At 69.8% G+C, this 17,421-nt stretch carries 17 protein-coding genes; 3 read left to right on the top strand and 14 right to left on the bottom strand.

Annotated elements, in window-relative coordinates:
• Window positions 1–17: 17 nt before the first annotated feature.
• From ACWD0A_RS17845 to ACWD0A_RS17790, 12 genes are all read right to left on the bottom strand, one after another.
• The gene (locus tag ACWD0A_RS17845) at window positions 18–1,676 is read right to left on the bottom strand and encodes an AMP-binding protein (RefSeq protein ID WP_451299091.1); all 1,659 of its coding nucleotides are present in this window, start codon (window positions 1,674–1,676) and stop codon (window positions 18–20) included.
• An 80-nt stretch (window positions 1,677–1,756) separates the two neighbouring features.
• A complete protein-coding gene (locus ACWD0A_RS17840; protein ID WP_451299089.1) occupies window positions 1,757–2,554 on the bottom strand; it encodes an SDR family oxidoreductase in 798 nt (265 codons plus the stop codon).
• On the bottom strand, window positions 2,551–2,691 hold the full coding sequence (locus tag ACWD0A_RS17835; protein WP_451299087.1) for a hypothetical protein: 141 nt from the start codon (window positions 2,689–2,691) through the stop codon (window positions 2,551–2,553). Before ACWD0A_RS17835 ends, ACWD0A_RS17840 begins: the two co-directional genes overlap by 4 nt.
• A gap of 60 nt (window positions 2,692–2,751) precedes the next feature.
• Complete coding sequence (locus ACWD0A_RS17830) at window positions 2,752–3,786, bottom strand: phosphotransferase family protein (RefSeq protein ID WP_451299085.1); 1,035 nt, start codon at window positions 3,784–3,786, stop codon at window positions 2,752–2,754.
• Entirely contained in the window at window positions 3,779–4,561 is a 783-nt protein-coding gene (locus ACWD0A_RS17825; protein WP_451299083.1) for an SDR family oxidoreductase, read from the bottom strand. The genes ACWD0A_RS17830 and ACWD0A_RS17825 overlap by 8 nt, the downstream gene beginning before the upstream one ends.
• A 1-nt stretch (window position 4,562) precedes the next feature.
• Window positions 4,563–5,792 (bottom strand): acyl-CoA dehydrogenase family protein, encoded by a 1,230-nt coding sequence (locus ACWD0A_RS17820; RefSeq protein WP_451299081.1) that lies wholly within the window; start codon window positions 5,790–5,792, stop codon window positions 4,563–4,565.
• Window positions 5,779–6,591, bottom strand: coding sequence for an enoyl-CoA hydratase-related protein (locus ACWD0A_RS17815; protein ID WP_451299079.1), 813 nt, complete (start codon window positions 6,589–6,591; stop codon window positions 5,779–5,781). The genes ACWD0A_RS17820 and ACWD0A_RS17815 overlap by 14 nt, the downstream gene beginning before the upstream one ends.
• The gene (locus tag ACWD0A_RS17810; RefSeq protein ID WP_451299077.1) at window positions 6,588–7,406 is read right to left on the bottom strand and encodes an SDR family oxidoreductase; all 819 of its coding nucleotides are present in this window, start codon (window positions 7,404–7,406) and stop codon (window positions 6,588–6,590) included. The genes ACWD0A_RS17815 and ACWD0A_RS17810 overlap by 4 nt, the downstream gene beginning before the upstream one ends.
• A gap of 318 nt (window positions 7,407–7,724) precedes the next feature.
• Window positions 7,725–8,417, bottom strand: a complete 693-nt coding sequence (locus ACWD0A_RS17805) for a TetR/AcrR family transcriptional regulator (protein ID WP_451299075.1) — start codon at window positions 8,415–8,417, stop codon at window positions 7,725–7,727.
• 79 nt (window positions 8,418–8,496) lie between these two features.
• The gene (locus tag ACWD0A_RS17800; protein WP_451299073.1) at window positions 8,497–10,023 is read right to left on the bottom strand and encodes an AMP-binding protein; all 1,527 of its coding nucleotides are present in this window, start codon (window positions 10,021–10,023) and stop codon (window positions 8,497–8,499) included.
• Window positions 10,024–10,101: 78 nt separating this feature from the next.
• Window positions 10,102–10,740 (bottom strand): HAD family hydrolase, encoded by a 639-nt coding sequence (locus ACWD0A_RS17795; protein WP_451299071.1) that lies wholly within the window; start codon window positions 10,738–10,740, stop codon window positions 10,102–10,104.
• A gap of 1 nt (window position 10,741) precedes the next feature.
• Window positions 10,742–11,947: an acetyl-CoA C-acyltransferase gene (locus ACWD0A_RS17790; RefSeq protein WP_451299069.1), complete on the bottom strand. Its 1,206-nt coding sequence runs from the start codon at window positions 11,945–11,947 to the stop codon at window positions 10,742–10,744.
• A 297-nt stretch (window positions 11,948–12,244) separates the two neighbouring features.
• On the opposite strand from ACWD0A_RS17790, the gene ACWD0A_RS17785 reads away from it, so the two are divergent.
• Window positions 12,245–13,126 (top strand): alpha/beta fold hydrolase, encoded by an 882-nt coding sequence (locus tag ACWD0A_RS17785; protein ID WP_451299067.1) that lies wholly within the window; start codon window positions 12,245–12,247, stop codon window positions 13,124–13,126.
• A 5-nt stretch (window positions 13,127–13,131) separates the two neighbouring features.
• Window positions 13,132–13,953, top strand: coding sequence for an SCO6745 family protein (locus tag ACWD0A_RS17780; protein WP_451299065.1), 822 nt, complete (start codon window positions 13,132–13,134; stop codon window positions 13,951–13,953).
• A 126-nt stretch (window positions 13,954–14,079) separates the two neighbouring features.
• On the opposite strand, the gene ACWD0A_RS17775 is transcribed toward ACWD0A_RS17780, so the two are convergent.
• Entirely contained in the window at window positions 14,080–15,234 is a 1,155-nt protein-coding gene (locus ACWD0A_RS17775) for a site-2 protease family protein (protein WP_451299063.1), read from the bottom strand.
• Window positions 15,235–15,476: 242 nt separating this feature from the next.
• Here ACWD0A_RS17775 and ACWD0A_RS17770 point away from each other — a divergent pair, with 242 nt between their 5' ends.
• Window positions 15,477–15,944, top strand: coding sequence for an archease (locus tag ACWD0A_RS17770; RefSeq protein WP_451299061.1), 468 nt, complete (start codon window positions 15,477–15,479; stop codon window positions 15,942–15,944).
• Window positions 15,945–16,004: 60 nt separating this feature from the next.
• On the opposite strand, the gene ACWD0A_RS17765 is transcribed toward ACWD0A_RS17770, so the two are convergent.
• On the bottom strand, window positions 16,005–17,417 hold the full coding sequence (locus tag ACWD0A_RS17765; RefSeq protein ID WP_451299059.1) for an RtcB family protein: 1,413 nt from the start codon (window positions 17,415–17,417) through the stop codon (window positions 16,005–16,007).
• Between the last annotated feature and the right edge of the window lie 4 nt (window positions 17,418–17,421).

Raw genomic sequence — 17,421 nt, 5'->3', positions numbered from 1 at the left:
TCGGCTCCTCTCGCTCGTCATGCGGACGTCTTCCCGCGCAGTTCGCGGCGCAGGATCTTGCCGCTGGTGGTCTTGGGCAGCTCGTCCCGGATGCTGACGGTCCGAGGGGCCTTGTAGGCGGCCAGGTGCTCGCGGCAGTGGGCGACCAGCTCTTCGGGCTCGACGGATCCTCCGGGCCTCAGGCTGACGAAGGCCGCCACCGTCTCGCCGCGGTAGGGGTCGGACGCACCGACCACGGCCGCCTCGCGCACCGCGGGGTGCCGGTAGAGGACGTCCTCGACCTCGCGAGGCCACACCTTGAACCCGGAGGCGTTGATCATGTCCTTCTTGCGGTCCACCACGTACACCCAGCCCTGCCGGTCCAAGAAACCGACGTCGCCGGTGAGCAGCCGCCCGTTCGGGATCGACTCCGCGGTGGCCTCGGGCCGGTTCCAGTACGCGGGCACCACCATGGGGCCTTCGACCGCGATCTCGCCGACCTCGTTCGGTCCCAGGTCCCTGCCGCCCTCGTCGACGATACGGACCATCGCGGTCGGAAGGGGCAGACCGATCGACAAGGTGCCCGAGTCGGGATCCACGGGAGCCTGTCTGCCCACGGGCACCACCACGCAAGGGGCACTGGTCTCCGTGAGCCCGTAGCCGTTGCGGATGTACCGTCCCGTCTGCTCCTGGAACCGCTCGACGACCGCGGGCGGCAGCGGAGCGCCGCCGGAGTTGAGGGTCCTCAGCGAGGTGAACGCCTCGGCGGAGAAGTCGGGGTGTGCCATCAGTGCCATGTAGGCGGTGGACGGGCCGACCATGTAGGCGGGCCGTTCCCGCTTCAGCGCGTCGATCACCACGCCCGGCTCGAAGCGGTAGGCGAGTACCAGGGGGCTCGCCAGGTCGACCGCGTTGAGCAGTTGGACGACCATGCCGGTGATGTGGAACAGCGGGGCCAGCGCGAAGATCGGCGATCCCGGGGGGATCTCGTCGTACAGCCGCAGCAGGACCGCGTTGACGGTCAGGTTGCGATGGGTGTTGGTCGCCCCCTTCGGCAGTCCGCTGGTGCCGGAGGTGTAGGAGATCAGGGCGATGTCGTCGGGTGTCAGCCCGGGACGGGCGGGTCGCCGCCCCGCCCGTGCCCTCGCCACGTCGAGGATGTCGTCCGCGCCCTCGCTGCGCTGCCGGGTCAGACCGGCGAAGACGCGCGCGTCGTCCAGAGTTTGCAGGTCCAGCGGGCTTGCGGTGAGCGCTGTCGTCACCCCCGCCGCGGTGGCCCGCTCACGGACGTGTTCCGTCCAGGCCTGCTCATCGCACACGATCGCCGACACCTCCGCGTCGGTGAGGATGTGCGCGAGTTCGTCCCGGTACATCGGGTTCAGCGGTACGACCGCGCCGCCCGCCTTCCAGGCACCGAACAGCGCCAGCAGGAACTGCGGAACGTTCTGCAGGTACAACGCCAGCCGGTCGCCGGGACGGAAGCCGCGCTCGAGCAGGTAGTGCGCCACCCCGTCGGAGAGCTCGTCCACTTCCCGGTAGGTCAGCGTGCCACCGAGGTAGGTGACGGCCGGGCCCTGGGGGGCAGTGGCCACCGCGTCGGACAGCAGTTCCAGCGTGGTGCGGTCGGGGACCCGTTCCACCTCCGCCATCCGTTCGGGATACTGCGCCGTCCACGGACTGTCGTCGAACCAGCTCATCGCGGCCTGACCCGCCTTTCGGGGAAGAGAGTGTGTGGGGGTGCCTCGCTCGCAGCGCGGTGACCTTCACATGCGACCGGTCAGCGCGTCCCGGAGATCCCGCCGTCCACGGGGATCACCGTGCCGGTCAGGTAGGCGCCCGCGCGGGAGGCGAGGAAGATCGCCGGACTCGCGATGTCCTCGGGGGTGCCGACGCGGCCGAGGGGCACCCGCTCGACCACGGCGTCCCGCAGCTCGGGGTCGTCCAGGGCGTGCGCCATCATCTTGGTCGGGAACGGGCCCGGCGCAAGGGCGTTGACGGTGATGTGATCACTCGCCAGCGTGGCGGCCATCTTGCGGGTCAGCATGTGCACCGCCGCCTTGCTCGCGACGTAGGAGAAGTTGTCGGACGCGGAGACCACGAGCCCGTCGATCGAACCGATGTTGATCACTCGCGCGGGGTCCTCCGCGGTGGCGGCCGTCCGCAACAGCGGCAGCAGCCTTTGCGTCAGCGAGAAGACGGCCTTGACGTTGACGTTCAGCACCTTGTCGAAGCCCGAATCGGGGAACTCGCCGATCGGCGCGCCCCAGGCGGCTCCCGCATTGTTGACCAGGACGTTCAGCCGCGGCGCGACCTCCGCGACCCGCTCGGCCAGGCTCTCGAGGCCCTCGGCGGTGGACAGGTCCGCCGGGTGCGCCAGACAGGTTCCGGCGCCGGGGGACGTCACCGCGGACAACTCCGCTGCCGCCCTCTCGCACGCCTCGGCCTTGCGGGAGGAGATGATCACCGTGGCCCCGGCCGCCACGAAACCGTGCGCGATCATCAGCCCGATTCCGCGTGAGCCACCGGTCACCACCACGGTCTTTCCGCTGACGTCGAACAGTGCGGCGGGGTTCACGACACCACCTCGAACAGCTCCGCCGCACCGATCGCGTGCGCCGCCGCCGGCTCCTGTGCCTCGGTGTTGTCGAACGCGCCGCCGTAGGCCTTCTTGATCGGCGTACGCGCCGCCGATACGAGGACTGCTTGCCTCATCACCGCTCCTTTTCTGTCCTGTATGCGTGAGTGTGAAAGTCCCGTGGTCATGCGAGCGGGTCAGATGCCTGCCGTGTCGGCGACTTCGTGGGCCTTCGCCACCAGCGCGTCGATGCGCTCCGGGGTCGGGGTCCCGGACGCGGCCTTGTTCCGCGGTTCGTCCATCGCGCGGCGCATGACGCCCTCCGCGATGATCGCGACCTTCCACAGTCCCATCGCGTGCCAGTAGCCCAGCGCCGTCAGGTCGCGTCCAGACGCCGCCGAGTAGGCCGCCACGAGTTCCTCGCGGGTCGGGAAGCCGTCGAGAGCGGTCGCGCCGAAGTCGCCCGAGGTGTTCTCACCCTCGGCCGGCCAGTAGGCCAGCAGGCTGCCCATGTCCGCCAACGGATCCCCCAATGTCGACAACTCCCAGTCGAGCACCGCGGTCACCTCCCCGCTGCCGTAGGAGGTGATGACGTTGCGCAGATGGAAGTCGCCGTGCACGAGCGTGAGTTCGCGCTGCTCCGGGACTGCCGCGACGAGGCGCCGGGTGAGGTCCTCGAGGGCGGGCAGCTCGCGCGTCCTGGACTTCTCCCACTGCCCCGACCACCGCTTGAGCTGACGCTGCGCGTACGGCTTGTGGCCGGCCAGACCGGTCAGCCCGGCCGTCTCGAGATCGACCGTGTGGATCTTCGCCAGCGTCCGCGCCAACGACATCCCGATCGCCCGGCGGCGCTCGGGCGTCAACGACCGTGCGATCGACATCGTGTCGACGACCTGACCGTCCACGAACTCCATGAGCAGCAGTGGGGCATCGGTCACGGCAGGATCATCGGTCAGCCCGAGCACCCGCGGGGTCGGGACGGCGGTGCCCTCCAACGCGGTCAGAATCCGCGCCTCGCGCGCCACGTCGTGCGCGGACGCCAGCAGGTGACCCAGCGGTGGGCGCCGCAGCACCCACCTGCGGCCGTCCTGGTCCCGTACCAGGTAGGTCAGATTCGACTGGCCGAGCCCGATCCGGTCGAAGACAGGCGGCCCGGCGAAGTCGACGCCGAGGGTCTGGAACCAGCGGCTCACCGCCCCGGCGTCGATTCCGACGACGTCCGCGCTAGACACCGATGCCGGCTCCCTGCCTGAACGGGACGGCGTCACCGAGCAGTTGCCCGCCGTCGATCACCATGGTCTCGCCGGTGATCCAACTCGCGGCGTCCGAGACGAGAAAGGCGACCGCCGAGGCGATGTCGGCAGGCTCCCCTATGCGCCCGAGCGCCGTCGCGTCGGCCACCGCCTGCTCGTGCTCCTTCCACAGAGCCTCGGCCAGCTTCGTGCGCACCACACCCGGTGCCACCGCGTTGACGCGAACCTTCGGCGAGAGTTCCAGGGCCAGTTGCTTCGTGAGATGGATGAGTGCGGCCTTCGACGCGTTGTACAACCCGATGTTCGCCTCGAAGGCCATGCCGCCGACCGACGCCGTGTTGACGACGGCGCCGCCGTGCTCGCCCATCCAGGCCCGCGTGGCCAGCCCCGTCCACAGGACGGGAGCCCACAGATTCACGTCGAAGGTCTTGGCGAACCGCCCGTGATCCTGGTCGATGACCGGCCCGAAGGCCGGATTGGTCCCCGCGTTGTTGACGAGGATGTCCAGGCTTCCGAAGCGCTCCAGCGTCAGATCCACACAGCGCTGGGCCGCCTCCTCGTCGACCGCGTGCGCACCGATGCCGACCGCTGTGCCCTTGACCTGGGCCGCGGCGGCGTCCGCCGCCTCCTGGGACCGGGAGGTGAGGACGACGTTTCCGCCGGCTGCGGCGATGGCCTGGGCGATCGCCAGCCCGATACCGCGCGAGGCGCCGGTGACGACGGCGGTGCGACCGGTGAGATCGAGTCCTGCCATCTCAACTCACCGCTGCCGTGGCTGCGTCGCGGTACTGCCGCAGTTCCTGCCTGGCGATGGCCCGCTTGTGGACCTCGTCGGGACCGTCCGCCAGCCGCAGCGTCCGCAGACCCGCGTACATCATCGCCAACGGGAAGTCCTCGGTCACTCCTGCTGCCCCGTGCACCTGGATCGCGCGGTCGACGATCTTCAGCGCGATGTTGGGGGCGGCCACCTTGATCGCCGCGATCTCGGTGCGCGCTTCCTTGTTCCCGACCGTGTCCATCAGATACGCGGCCTTGAGCGTGAGCAGGCGGATCATCTCGATGTCGATGCGCGCCTCCGCGATCCAGTCCTGGATGTTGGACCGGTCGGCAACCGGACGACCGAACGTCACCCGTGACTGCGCGCGCCGGCACATCAGCTCCAGCGCCCGCTCGGCCGCGCCGATCGCCCGCATGCAGTGGTGGATACGACCGGGCCCGAGCCGGGCCTGGCTGATCGCGAAGCCCTCGCCCTCGCCCTTGAGTACGTCCTTGGCCGGCACTCGCACGTCGGTGAAGTCGATCTCGGCGTGCCCCTCACGGTCCTGGTAGCCGAACACCGGCAGCCCGCGCATCACCGTGATCCCGGGGGCGTCGATCGGGACGACCATCATCGACTGCTGCCGGTGCGGGGCAGCGGTGGGGTCCGTCTTGCCCATGACGATGAGCACCTGGCAATTACGGTGCAGGGCATTGGAGGCGAACCACTTACGGCCGTTGAGGACGTACTCGTCGCCGTCGCGCTCCATCCGCAACTCGATATTGGTGGCGTCGGAACTGGCGACACGCGGCTCGGTCATCGCGAAGGCCGAGGCCATCGTCCCGTCGAGCAGGGGCTTGAGGTACTTCTCCTTGTGCTCGTCGGTGCCGAAGAGCGTGAGCACCTCCATGTTGCCGGTGTCGGGGGCGTTGCAGTTGCACGCCTCGGAGGCGATGTGACTGCGCCCCATGATCTCGGCCAGCGGCGCGTATTCGAGGTTCGTCAGCCCCGGGCCCCACTCGGGGTGCGGGTGAAAGAGGTTCCACAGGCCGCGCTTACGCGCCTCCGCCTTGAGTTCCTCCAGGATCGGCGGGTGGAAATTCGGGTCGCCCGACGCGCGCATCTGCTCGTGGTACACCTCCTCGGCGGGGTAGATGTGCGAATCCATGAACTCGAGCAGATCCGCCTGGTACTTCTTGGCGCGGTCCGACATGTCAAACAGGGACATCTGAACTCCTGACGGGGAGGGAGGGAAAACTCGGTGGGCGCTTGTCGAGGTGACTGGCCACGCCTTCGACGAAGTCGGCTCCGCGAAAGGCCTGGAGCATGGCGCCTTCCGCGCGGGTCACGGAATCGGCGTACGTGCCGTCCGCGTCGCCCTGCAGTTGGCTCTTGATGGTGGCCATGGATGCCGGGGAGCAGCGCGTCGCCAGATCTGCGGCGTACGCGACAGCGGCATCGACCACACTGCCGGTGGGGACCAGGTGGTCGAGGAGTCCGATACGCAGTGCCTCCTCGGCGTCCACCATGCGGCTCGACAGCAGCAGGTCCATGGCCCGGCTGTGCCCCACGAGCCGCGGCAACAGCCAGGAGATCCCGTACTCGGCGATCAGACCGCGCTGCGCGAATGCCGTGGTGAACCGGGCCGAGGGCGAGCCGAACCGAATGTCGCAGTAGAGCGCCTCCACCATGCCCAGGCCCGCGGCCACCCCGCCCACCGCACCGATCAGCGGTTTGCGCAGGGTCAGCGGCAGGTCGCGCGGTCGGCGCCGCGCCCTGTCCGCCTCGGAGACCTCGCCCACCGCCTGCAGCCGCTGGAGGTCAGCGCCGGCGCAGAATCCGCGTCCCGCGCCGGTGACCACGACGGCGCGTACGTCCGGGTCGTCCTCGGCGGCGTCGAGCAGCGCGAAGTAGCGGTCCTCGAGTTCGTCGGTCCAGGCGTTCAGCTTGGCCGGCCGGTTGAACGTGAGCACCAGCACCGGCCCGCGGTGTTCGGCGAGGACGAGCTCCTCGGCTTCGCCGGTCATGCCTGTGCCAGCAGGGAGTTCTGGTAGCGGCGCATGCCGCGCAGCCACCGGTCGTAGTCCGAGCCCTTCTGCCGGTACATGTCCAGAACGTCTTCGTGCGGCAGGATCAGGAAGCGCTCCTCCTCGATCGCGGCGAGGACGGCGTCGGCGACCTCGGCCGGCTCGAGGACGTCACCCGCGGACGTGACGGCCTGCGCGGCCGCTCTTCCCAGCGCGTCCCCGGAGTCCTTCCCCAAGGACAGCATCCTGGTGTTCACGCCCATCGGGCACAGACAGCTGACATGGACCCCGCGATCGCCATAGGTGACACTCAGCCATTCGGCGAAGCCGACGGCCGCGTGCTTGGTGACGGCGTACGTGGCGGAGCCGATCTGGGTGAGCAGCCCGGCCGCCGAGGCGGTGCTGACGAAGTAGCCCTCGCCGCGCTCGAGCCACCCCGGCACCAGCAGCTTCGCCGCACGGATGTGGGCTCGAAGGTTCACGTCGATCGAGAGGTCCCAGTCCTGCTCGCTCACGTCGAGGCCCGGTGCCCCGGCGATGCCCGCGTTCGCGAAGTAGAGGTCGACCGGTCCGAAGGCGCTCTCCGCGAGGGCGATCAACTGCTGGATCTGGGCAGTGCCCGACGCGTCGGCGCCGGCACTGACGGTGCTTCCGGGGTGGTCGGCGTTGACTCTCTCCGACACCGCCTGTGCGGTGTCCGCGTCGAGGTCTGCGACGACGACCCGCGCACCCTCGAGAGCGAGCCGTGCGACCAGCGCGCCGCCGATGCCTCCACCGCCACCGGTGACGACGGCGACTCTTTGTGCAACGTTCACAGCGAACCCTCTCCGTGGCGGGGCATGCGGTGCCAGGGCACCCCGACATGTTGTGACCGTGGTGTGCCCCACCTGTATATTTGAATCCGACGTCAAGTTCAACTGTGGGGCACATCACCACGGGGACAGCGCCGCCTCGCCCACCGAACTGCGGCCAGGCGACGAGAAGAAGTGAAGGGTCCCCGGCGGTGCGAAGGTGTGATTGATCAGGTGGTCGCGCGTGAAGGCTCGCGCAAGCCGGTGCTCGTCGCAGATGCGGGCACCAGGACCGTCGAACGGTCGTAGGGGCGGGCTCCGCCCCGGTGGGCCACTGCCGGATCAGTAGTGGCCGGGAAAGCGCAGGGCGTTGGCCCAGAGCCGTGTGACCGTGGACACGAGCTCCTCGAAGTCCGCCGGCGTACCTTCTGCTCGCCCTTCGCCGAGCACGAACGCCTTGTAGGCCATGACGCTGACCATGCCCGAGAGCGCATGGGAGGCCATCATCGGATCGATCTCACGGTCTGCGACACCCCGCGCCTGGAGGTCGGCGATGCCGCGGGCGTTGCGACGGACGAACGCGTCCGAGCGCCGGCTCCGGAACTCACGGAACACCGGCTCCACTTGTGCGACCTGCTCCAGCAGCCCCATCAACTTCGCGTTGCGTTTGTACGCCTCGAGATACGCGCGATTGCTGGCCTCGAGTACCGCATACGGATCGTCGGTGCCCTGCACCCGGCCCATGCCAGGGTGCAACATGTCCTCCTGCGCCTCCAGGAGGACAGCGGCAAGCACCTCTTCCTTGTTGGAGAAGTAGGTGTAGAAGGACCCCGTCGCGCATCGGGCCTCTTTGGCGATGTCAACCAGGCGGGTGTCGAGGTAGCCGTCCCGCTCGAACACCTTCCGCGCAGCCTGCACCAGAGCGGCGCGTGTCCGCGCTCCGCGCTTCGTCGTCGGCGGCTCGCGAAGTGGCGAGAGAGGCGCCATCGGCGGGGCCTTCTCGCTGTCGTTCTCCTCGGGCGCAGTGGTATCCATCACCAGAACCCTACTTGAATCCGACGCCGGGATCATAAACGCAAGGGTGCGCGAGGACCCGCGGAACGTCGACGGATGTTCAGTGTCGGCGGGCGGGTGCGTCGCCGGGCGCGGGATCACGGGTCAGCTCCGTACGGTCGATGGAACGCTTGAGGATCTTCCCGGTCGGGCCCTTGGGCAGCGCGTCGACGAACCGGATGATGCGCGGCACCTTGTAGGGGGACAGCCGCTCTCGTGTCCAGTCCGACACCTCGGCGGCACCGAGCTCCGAACCGGGCCGGGCGGCGACCAGCGCGGCGACCTCCTCGCCGTAGTGGTCGTCGGGAACGCCGATCACGGCTGCCTCGACGATGTCCGGGTGCTCGTAGAGGACTTCCTCGACCTCACCGGGATAGACGTTGTAGCCGCCACGGATGATCAGGTCCTTGATCCGGTCGACGATGCGCAGGTCGCCGTCCGTGTCGGTCTCACCCAGGTCGCCTGTCCGGAACCAGCCGTCGGGCGAGATGGCCGCGGCGGTGTCCGCAGGGCGGTTCCAGTAGCCGCGCATCACCGTGGGCCCCTTGATGTGGACCTCGCCGACGGTGCCCGGCGGACACTCGTTGCCGTCGTCGTCCCGCACCTGCACCTGCAGCCGCGGGACCGCCCGCCCGGTGTACCCGGTCTTGCCGCCGCGGTCGATGTCGTTGAAGGTGCCGAACGCGGTGGTCTCGGTGAGCCCGTACCCTTCGAGGATGGTGCAGCCGAAGCGGGCCTCGAAGGCCCGGGCGATCTCCCCGGGAAGGGACGCACCGCCGGAGACGGCGACACGGAGCCCGGCGAAGTCCGCCTGGTCCGCATCACCCGCCGCGTGCAGCAGCGCGTTCCACATGGTCGGCACGCCGGCCATGATGGTGAGCCGGTCGCGACGCAGCATCTCCAGCATCGACGTCGGGTCGAATCGGGCCAGCAGCGACATCGAGCCGCCCACGGGCAAGGTCGCCATCATGACCGATGCCTGGCCGAACACGTGGAACAGCGGGAGACCGGTGCCGGTACGGTCGGCGCTTGTCCCGCGGCTGCACTCGGCGCCGATCTCCCCGGCGGACAACAGGTTCCCGACGGTGAGTTGGGCTCCCTTCGGCCGCCCTGTAGTACCCGAGGTGTACAGGATGGCCGCGGTCTCGTCGCGGTCCCGGTCGACCACGGGGACGGGGTCGGCATCGGTGACCGTCGCGCCGGGAGACAGCGTCCAGGAGGGCACCGTGAGCGAAGAGGCCGCCTCCGCGACGGCGGGACCCAGGGCGTGCCAGGCGATCGCCAACGAGCACCCGGCGTCGCCGAGAACGTACTCGACCTCGGCCCGGGTCGACATCGTGTTGACCGGCACCACGACACAGCCCGCGGCCTGGATCCCGAGGTAGGCCACCACGAACTCGGGCACCGACGGCGCCGCCAGCAGCACACGGTCCCCGGGTGACAGGCCCGCGGCCGCCAAGGCGCTCGCGTACCGTGCGCTCGCGTCGCGCAGTTGCCGGTAGGTCCACTGATCCGCGCCGCCGCGCAGCGCGATGTTGTCGGGAGTTGCGGCCGCGTGGCGGCAGACCGGGTCGAGAACACTGGCCATGGGCGGTGCCTTCCGGAGGTGTGATCAGGTGATGCGGTGCGGGTCCGCTCGACCGGCCCCCTGCGACCGGTCGAGCGGTCAGGCGCTGATCCTGAAGCGTTCGGCGAGTTGGCGGCGGGTGTCGGCGGCACTGGTGTGCAGTACGCCCCCGATTCCGATCCGCGCCGCTCCGTCGAGGTTCTGCTGCAGATCGTCGATCATGACTGCCTCCTCGGGGGCGACGCCGAGACGTTCACATGCGATCGCGTAAATCCGCCGGGAAGGCTTACGGATGCCGACCTCGGCGGAGATGACGACCGCGTCGGCCACGGCGGCGAGGTCGACGCCGTCATAGGTTCCGGTCCCGAACGAATTGGACACCAGCGCAACGGGATACCCGGCGGCGCGGAGATCATCGAGCAGGGCGAGCACATCCTGATCGATCGACATTCCCGCTTGCATCCGGGCCGTGAGCCCCTCCGCCCGTACGTCGGCCCCGTGGGCGCGGAGACGCTCGGCGAACCCTCGCTCGAAGGCTTCTGCGTCGATACGGCCCGACTCGTGATCGGCCAGGAGGGCGCGTGACAGCTGATCCCGGCTCAGGAGGTCGAGCGGCAGGCGCGGGTCGCCGCCGAGCGAGGCGCCGAAATCGGTGAAAGCCCGCAGCACACTGGAGGTGATGACCCCGCCGAAGTCCACGAGGACCGCGGTTCGCGCCTTTTCCGTCACGCTCGACACCTCAGGCCACCTCGAACAGCCCGGCCGCGCCCATTCCACCGCCGACGCACATCGAGATCACCACATACCTGACGCCACGGCGCTTGCCCTCGATCAGGGCATGCCCCACCAGGCGGGCGCCGGTCATTCCGTACGGATGACCGACCGAGATGGCGCCGCCGTCGACGTTGAACCGCTCCGGGTCGATGCCCAGTTCGTCCCGGCAGTACAGCGCCTGGGAGGCGAACGCCTCGTTGAGTTCCCAGAGACCGATGTCGTCGATGGTGAGGTCGTGCTGCTTCAGCAGCTTCGGAATGGCGAAGACGGGACCGATCCCCATCTCGTCCGGCCCGCAACCGGCAACGGCCATGCCGCGGTACACCCCCAGCGGCTCCAGTCCGCGGCGCTCGGCTTCCTTCGACTCCATCAACACCGACGCCGAAGCCCCGTCCGAAAGCTGCGAGGAGTTGCCCGCCGTCACGCTGGAATGCACGGTCACCCGACCGTCCGGCAGCACCGGCGCCAGCCCGGCCAGGCCCTCACGTGTGGTCGACGCACGGTTGCCCTCGTCCCGGGTCAGGGTCAGGGTCACAGCCTCCTCCCGCACCTCCCCGGACTGCTTGTCCAGGACCTTCTTGACACTGGGAAGCGCGACGATCTCCCGGTCGAACCGCCCGGCCTCCTGCGCCGCCGCGGTGCGCTGCTGTGACACCAGCGCGAACTCGTCCTGGCGTTCCCGGCTCACGCCGTAGCGTTCGGCGACGATCTCCGCCGTCTGCAACATCGGCATGTAGATGCTCGGCTTGTGCTCGACCAGCCAGGGATCCGCCATGCGGTGGGTGTTCATGTGGTCGTTCTGCACCAAGGAGATCGACTCGACACCGCCGCCCACAGCGACCTGCATCCCGTCGCTGACGATCTGCTTGGCGGCCGTCGCAATCGCCATCAGGCCCGACGAGCACTGCCGGTCGATCGTCATCCCCGACACGGCGTCCGGAAGTCCGGCACGAAGAACGGCCTGGCGGGCGACGTTGCCACCGGAGGACCCCTGCTGCACGGCACAGCCGAAGATCACGTCCTCGACCTCGCCTCCCTCGAGCCCGGCACGCTGCACCGCGTGCGAGAGGGCATGGGCGGCGAGTTCCTGCGCCTGGGTGTCGTTGAACGCGCCGCGGTACGCCTTCCCGATCGGCGTCCTGGCCGTCGAAACGATGACTGCTTCCCTCATGTCGCCTCACTGCTTTCTGTCGGTCCGGTTCGTCCGGGAGCCTCAGGGCCGGTGTCCCGGGCTCGCGAGCCGGGCTCGATGCCGGTCGCCCTTTCCGCATGCCACCCGGGGCGCTCCGCCTCCCTTTTCCGAGGGCGTGCGCCATGGCCGCAGGATGACGGGCCGGCCTCCCGGTTGGTTATAGTTGAATCCGGCGTCAGGTTCAACCATGCCCCTGGCGCAATGCGCTCCCTCGACCTTGACAATCCATTTCCACGACTGGAAGCTGACCGACCAGTCGGTATGAAGGGGCGGACAGTGACCGAGCTGAGCATCTCCACTGCTGCGGGCGTGTTCGACGCGATCGCGGCGGGTCCCCCTCAGGGCCGCCCCGTGCTGCTGCTGCACGGCTTCCCGCAGACGGGGCTCGTGTGGCAACGGCAGATCGAGGCGCTGGCCGCGCACGGCTACCGGGTGGTGGCACCCGACCAGCGTGGGTACTCCCCCCGGGCCCGCCCCGAGCGGCCCGAGGACTACCGCATCAGCGTTCTGGTCGAGGATGTCGTCGCGATCACAGAGGAGTTGGGCTGGGCGTCCTTCGACCTGGTCGGCCATGACTGGGGCGGCGCGGTGGCGTGGTGGACCGCCGATGCCCACCCCGGCCGCGTACGTACCCTGACGGTTGTCTCGACGCCGCACCCCGGCGCTCTGGCCACCACCCTGCGTACCGACCCGGACCAGCGAGAACGATCGCGCTACATGATCGACTGGCGCGAAGCTCCCGCGACCGAAGAACACATGCTCGCAGACGATGCCGAGGCGCTTCGCGCCTCTTACGCCGGAAAGGTCCCGCAGGACAGTGCCGACGCCTACGTGCGGCACCTGTCCCAGCCGGGCGCTCTCACCGCGGCGCTGAACTGGTACCGTGCCGGCCGCCCCGACGGCGCGATCGGCGTCATCGACGTGCCCACGCTGTACGTCTGGAGCACGCAGGACAGTGCTTTCGGCCCGGCGGCCGCGCAGGAAACCGGGCAGTGGGTGGGCGGGCCGTACCGGTTCGAGACCCTCCAGGGCGTCAGCCACTGGGTCCCGGAGGAGGCGCCCGAGACGCTGAACCGCCTGCTGCTCGAACATCTGCGGACGCACGGCGATCACGAAGCCACAGCGCAGTCCCCGACTGCCGACTCTCAGAACAGGTGACCCCCATGAAGACAGCGCGAGCAGCCTGGCGCCGGCTCGAGCCCGTACACGCCATGATCTACTTCGCCCCCGAGGGAAGGCGACGGTACGCGGACCTCGGACTGAGCGGACGCGCCGGGTACTTCACGTCCCGGAGCGCCGCCTTCGGCCGGGCATCCGCCGAGCTGGTCATCTCGACCTTCTACAACTTCAACCCCGATTTCGTCCGGAAGGCGGTCGACGGGGCCTGGGACGCGGCGACGCCGCAGCAGGTGCTGGACGCGCGGCACGCCGCCGCGAGCGAGGCCCTGCGCCGGGCCGGGATCCACGAACTCCCCGCTCTGGACGAGGTGCTGGCACTGACCCGCCGGGCCGCCGAGGCGGCCTGCGAACACGCACAGGGCCGCCCGCTGTTCGCCGCGCATGCCGCACTGCCTTGGCCGGAGGAACCGGTACTGCAGCTGTGGCACGCCCAGACGCTGCTCCGGGAGTTCCGTGGAGACGGCCATGTCGCGTGCCTGCTGAGCGAGGGCGTCGGGGGCCTGGAGTCCCTGATTCTGCACGCCGCGACCGGCGAGGTTCCCGTCGACTTCCTCAAGGCAAGCCGTGCATGGCCCGAGGAGGAGTGGGCCGGCACCCAGGAGCGCCTGCGCACGCGAGGTCTCCTCGACGGCGACTCCCTCAGCCCGGAAGGCGTACGCCTGCGCCAACACATCGAGGACCGCACCGACCACCTGGCCCTTCCCGCCTACGCCGCCCTGGGTGACGCCGACTGCGAACGCCTCGCCGAACTCGCGAGCCCCTTCGGCCGCGCCGTCGTCGAGGCCGGCCTCCTCAAGATCGGCTGACCGGCCCTTCTTCCCTCCGCCTCGTGCTCGATCTGCTCGAACCGACTCACCCAGTCGACGCGTGGCCGCGACGTCAGCGGCTCCCCCGCAGCCCGCGGCCCCTGACCAACGGCTGTGGCGGGGGCGTCAGTCGTCCGTGTCGTTGTTCGTACCGCTGTCCGTACCGCGGAGTGAGCGGCGCTGGACGAGCCGGGCGATGTCGCGTGCGGTGATGATGCCCACCAGGAGCCGGCCATCGGTGACGAGGACCCGCATGGCGTTCCTGCCCGGGCCGGCCTTTTCGAGTACGTCTGCCAAGAGGTCGTCCGGCGCGCAGGTGGTGCACTGCGACAGCGGGGTCGCCATGTCACGCACGCGCAGTTCCTTGCGCTGGGAAACGGGGATCTTCGCGAACTGCGACAGGTCGACCAGGCCGCTGGGGCGGCCCTCGAAGTCGATCAGGGGCAGGGCGGAATGGCGGGCCCGCATCGCCACGTCGTCGACACAGCGTTCCACGGTGAGCCAATCGGGGCAGGTCTCCACAGGGCTCGACATGGCGTCAGCCGCTCGTACCCCGTGCAGGGCTGAGGCCATTCCGGCCTGCCGTCGCTCCGCGTTGGCGACGATCAGGACGAAGAACCCGATCACCATCAGCCACAGACCGCCCAAGGCACCGCGCAGGACGGAGATCCAGCCGCCGGCGATCAGCAGGAAGCCGAGTACCTGCCCACTGCGTGCGGCTGCTCGTTCGGCCCGGTCCCGGTCTCCGGTACGCCACCAGATCACGGACTGCACCACACGCCCTCCGTCGAGCGGCGCGGCGGGCAGCAGATTGAACACTCCCAGCAGGAAGTTCACCCACGCCAGCCACGCCAGGACGGCCGCCGGCACCGCCCAGCCGAACAGCGCGTCGAGCCCGACGCCCGCACCGAGCGCCGCTGCGCCGACGACAAGGCTGGTGAGCGGCCCGCCGACGGCTACCAGGAAGGCTGCGCCGGCCGTGCGCGGCTTGCCCATCTGGGTCATCCCGCCCAGCGCCCAGAGCGTGACGTCCTGGACAGGGATGTCCTTCCTCCGGGCGATGATCGCGTGCGCGGCCTCATGAGCCAGCAGGCTTGCGATGAGCAGCAGGGCCCCCACCAGGCCGGCGGCCGTGTATGTGGCGTTCGACTGGTCCGGAATCCAGGCGGGGAGCGTCTGGGTTGCCAGGCTGTATCCGAAGAGGACCACGAGCAGGGGCACGGTCCAGTGGATGCGCAGCGGCACGCCGAATACTCGTCCGATCCGTACCGAGCCGTTCATCTCCGTCTCCCAATGCTGAAGCGGGCGGTCCTCCACCCGAGCTGCGGGCCCTCGGGGCGCTCCCGGGGATCGGATCAGTACGGTGTCCGCCCTACTCAAAGTGTTGCGCGGCGCTCCGGTGCCCGGGGCCCACCAACGGGAGCGCTGCCTGCTCGTATGCACCACGGTCCGCCACCGGTCGACGCCTCCCTGCCCACACCATCGATGCTGCCCCGGGCACGGACCGGGCACATGATGGAGACATGGCCGACGACACACAGGACGACGCACAAGGTGACGGGCGGGCGGGCAGGCAGGGGGCGAGCGGTCACCGGACGGTCCCGCACACGGCCGATGTGCGGATCGAGGCGTGGGGGGTGAGCCGGGAGCAGTGTCTGGCGGAGGCTGTGCTCGGGATGGTGGGGTGCTTCGCGGACGTCTCCGGAGTGCGGCCGACCGCGGTGCGGCAGGTGGAGCTGGCCGAGGCCGACGACGACGATCTGCTGATCGCCTCCCTGGACGAGGTCATCTTCCGGCTGGAGGTGCACGGCGAGGTGCCGGTGGATGTGGAGGCGCAACCGACGGACGGGGGACTCGACGTACGGCTGGCCGTGACCGACGTGGCGGCGGTACGGATCATCGGCGCCATGCCCAAGGCCGTGTCGTGGAGCGATCTGCGCCTCGCCCCGGATCCGTACGGCTGGTCCTGCGCGGTGACGGTCGACGTATGACGGGCTGATCCGGGACGTATGACCGGCTGATCCACGACGCCTGATCCCTGATGGTCCGGCCTACCCCTTCACCACGCCCGACGGGACCAGCCGGACCACCTTGCGGCACAGCCCCGCGCCCTCGCTCGCCTCCACCACGGCGGAGACGTCCTTGTACGCCTCTGGGGCCTCCTCGGCCAGGCCCTGCAAGGACGCACCGCGTACCGCGATCCCCTGCGCCTCCAGGCGGGACCGCAGCTCCCGGCCGCGCACCGCCCGCACGGCCGCGTGCCGGCTCAGGACCCGGCCGGCCCCGTGGCAGGTGGAATGGAACGCGTCGCCGTCGGGGACCCCGGTCAGGACATACGAGGCGGTGCCCATGGTGCCGGGAATGAGCACCGGCTGCCCGGCCCCGCGCAGGTCGTCCGGCAGATCGGAGTGGCCGGGCGGCAGAGCCCTGGTGGCACCTTTGCGGTGGACGCACAACGTACGCGGTTTCCCCCGCACGAGATGGGTCTCGATCTTGGCCAGGTTGTGGGACACGTCGTAGACCAGGGAGAGACGGGCCCCCAGCTCGCGGCGGAACACACGGCGCGCCGCCTCCGAAAGAAGCTGACGGTTGGCGCGCCCGTAATTGGCCGCGGCGCCCATCGCTCCGAGATACGCGCGCCCTTCCGGCGAGTCGACCGGGGCGCAGGCGAGCTGCTTGTCGGGAACCGTGATGCCGTGCCGCGGCATGGCCAGGTTCATCGCCCGGACATGGTCCGTACAGACCTGGTGCCCCAGCCCGCGCGAGCCGCAGTGGATCATCACGCAGATCTGGCCGAGGGCGAGTCCGAAGGAGGCGGCGACGGGCTCGTCGTAGACCTCGGCGACCTCCTGCACCTCCAGGAAGTGGTTGCCGCCGCCCAGGCTGCCGACCTGCCCGAGCCCCCGCTCCGCCGCCCGCTCGCTCACCTGCGTCACGTCCGCGTCGGGTACCGCCCCGTTGTCCTCGCAGCGGCTCAGGTCGCGCGGCTCTCCGTGGCCCATCTCGACCGCGTACCGGGATCCCCCCTCCAGTACCCGTTCGAGCTGAGCAGTGCTGCCCAGCTGCCAGACCGCGCCGCGTCCGGCGCCGCGTGGGGTGGCCCAGCCCAGTCCGTCCATCAAGGGGGACAGCACAGGCGCGAGGTCCTGCCGGTCGCAGTCGGCGGCCAGCAGCCGCACGCCGCAGGAGATGTCGAACCCGACACCGCCGGGTGAGACCACTCCACCCTCCTCGACGTCGGTCGCGGCCACTCCGCCGATGGGGAAGCCGTAGCCCCAGTGGACGTCCGGCATCGCGTACGAGGCCGTCACGATGCCCGGCAGCGTCGCCACGTTGGCGACCTGCTCCAACGACTTCTCGGCGTCCCGCAGCAGCACGCGCGAGGCGAACACGATCCCGGGCACCCTCATGTCGCGCCGCGGATCGATGCGGTAGCGGTACGGGCGCTCCTCCACGAGGTCCATGGCA

This window comes from Streptomyces sp. NPDC002867, from assembly GCF_053591895.1.
The sequence above is the reverse complement of the archived record's forward strand: the minus strand, read 5'-3'. Positions and strand labels throughout refer to the sequence as shown.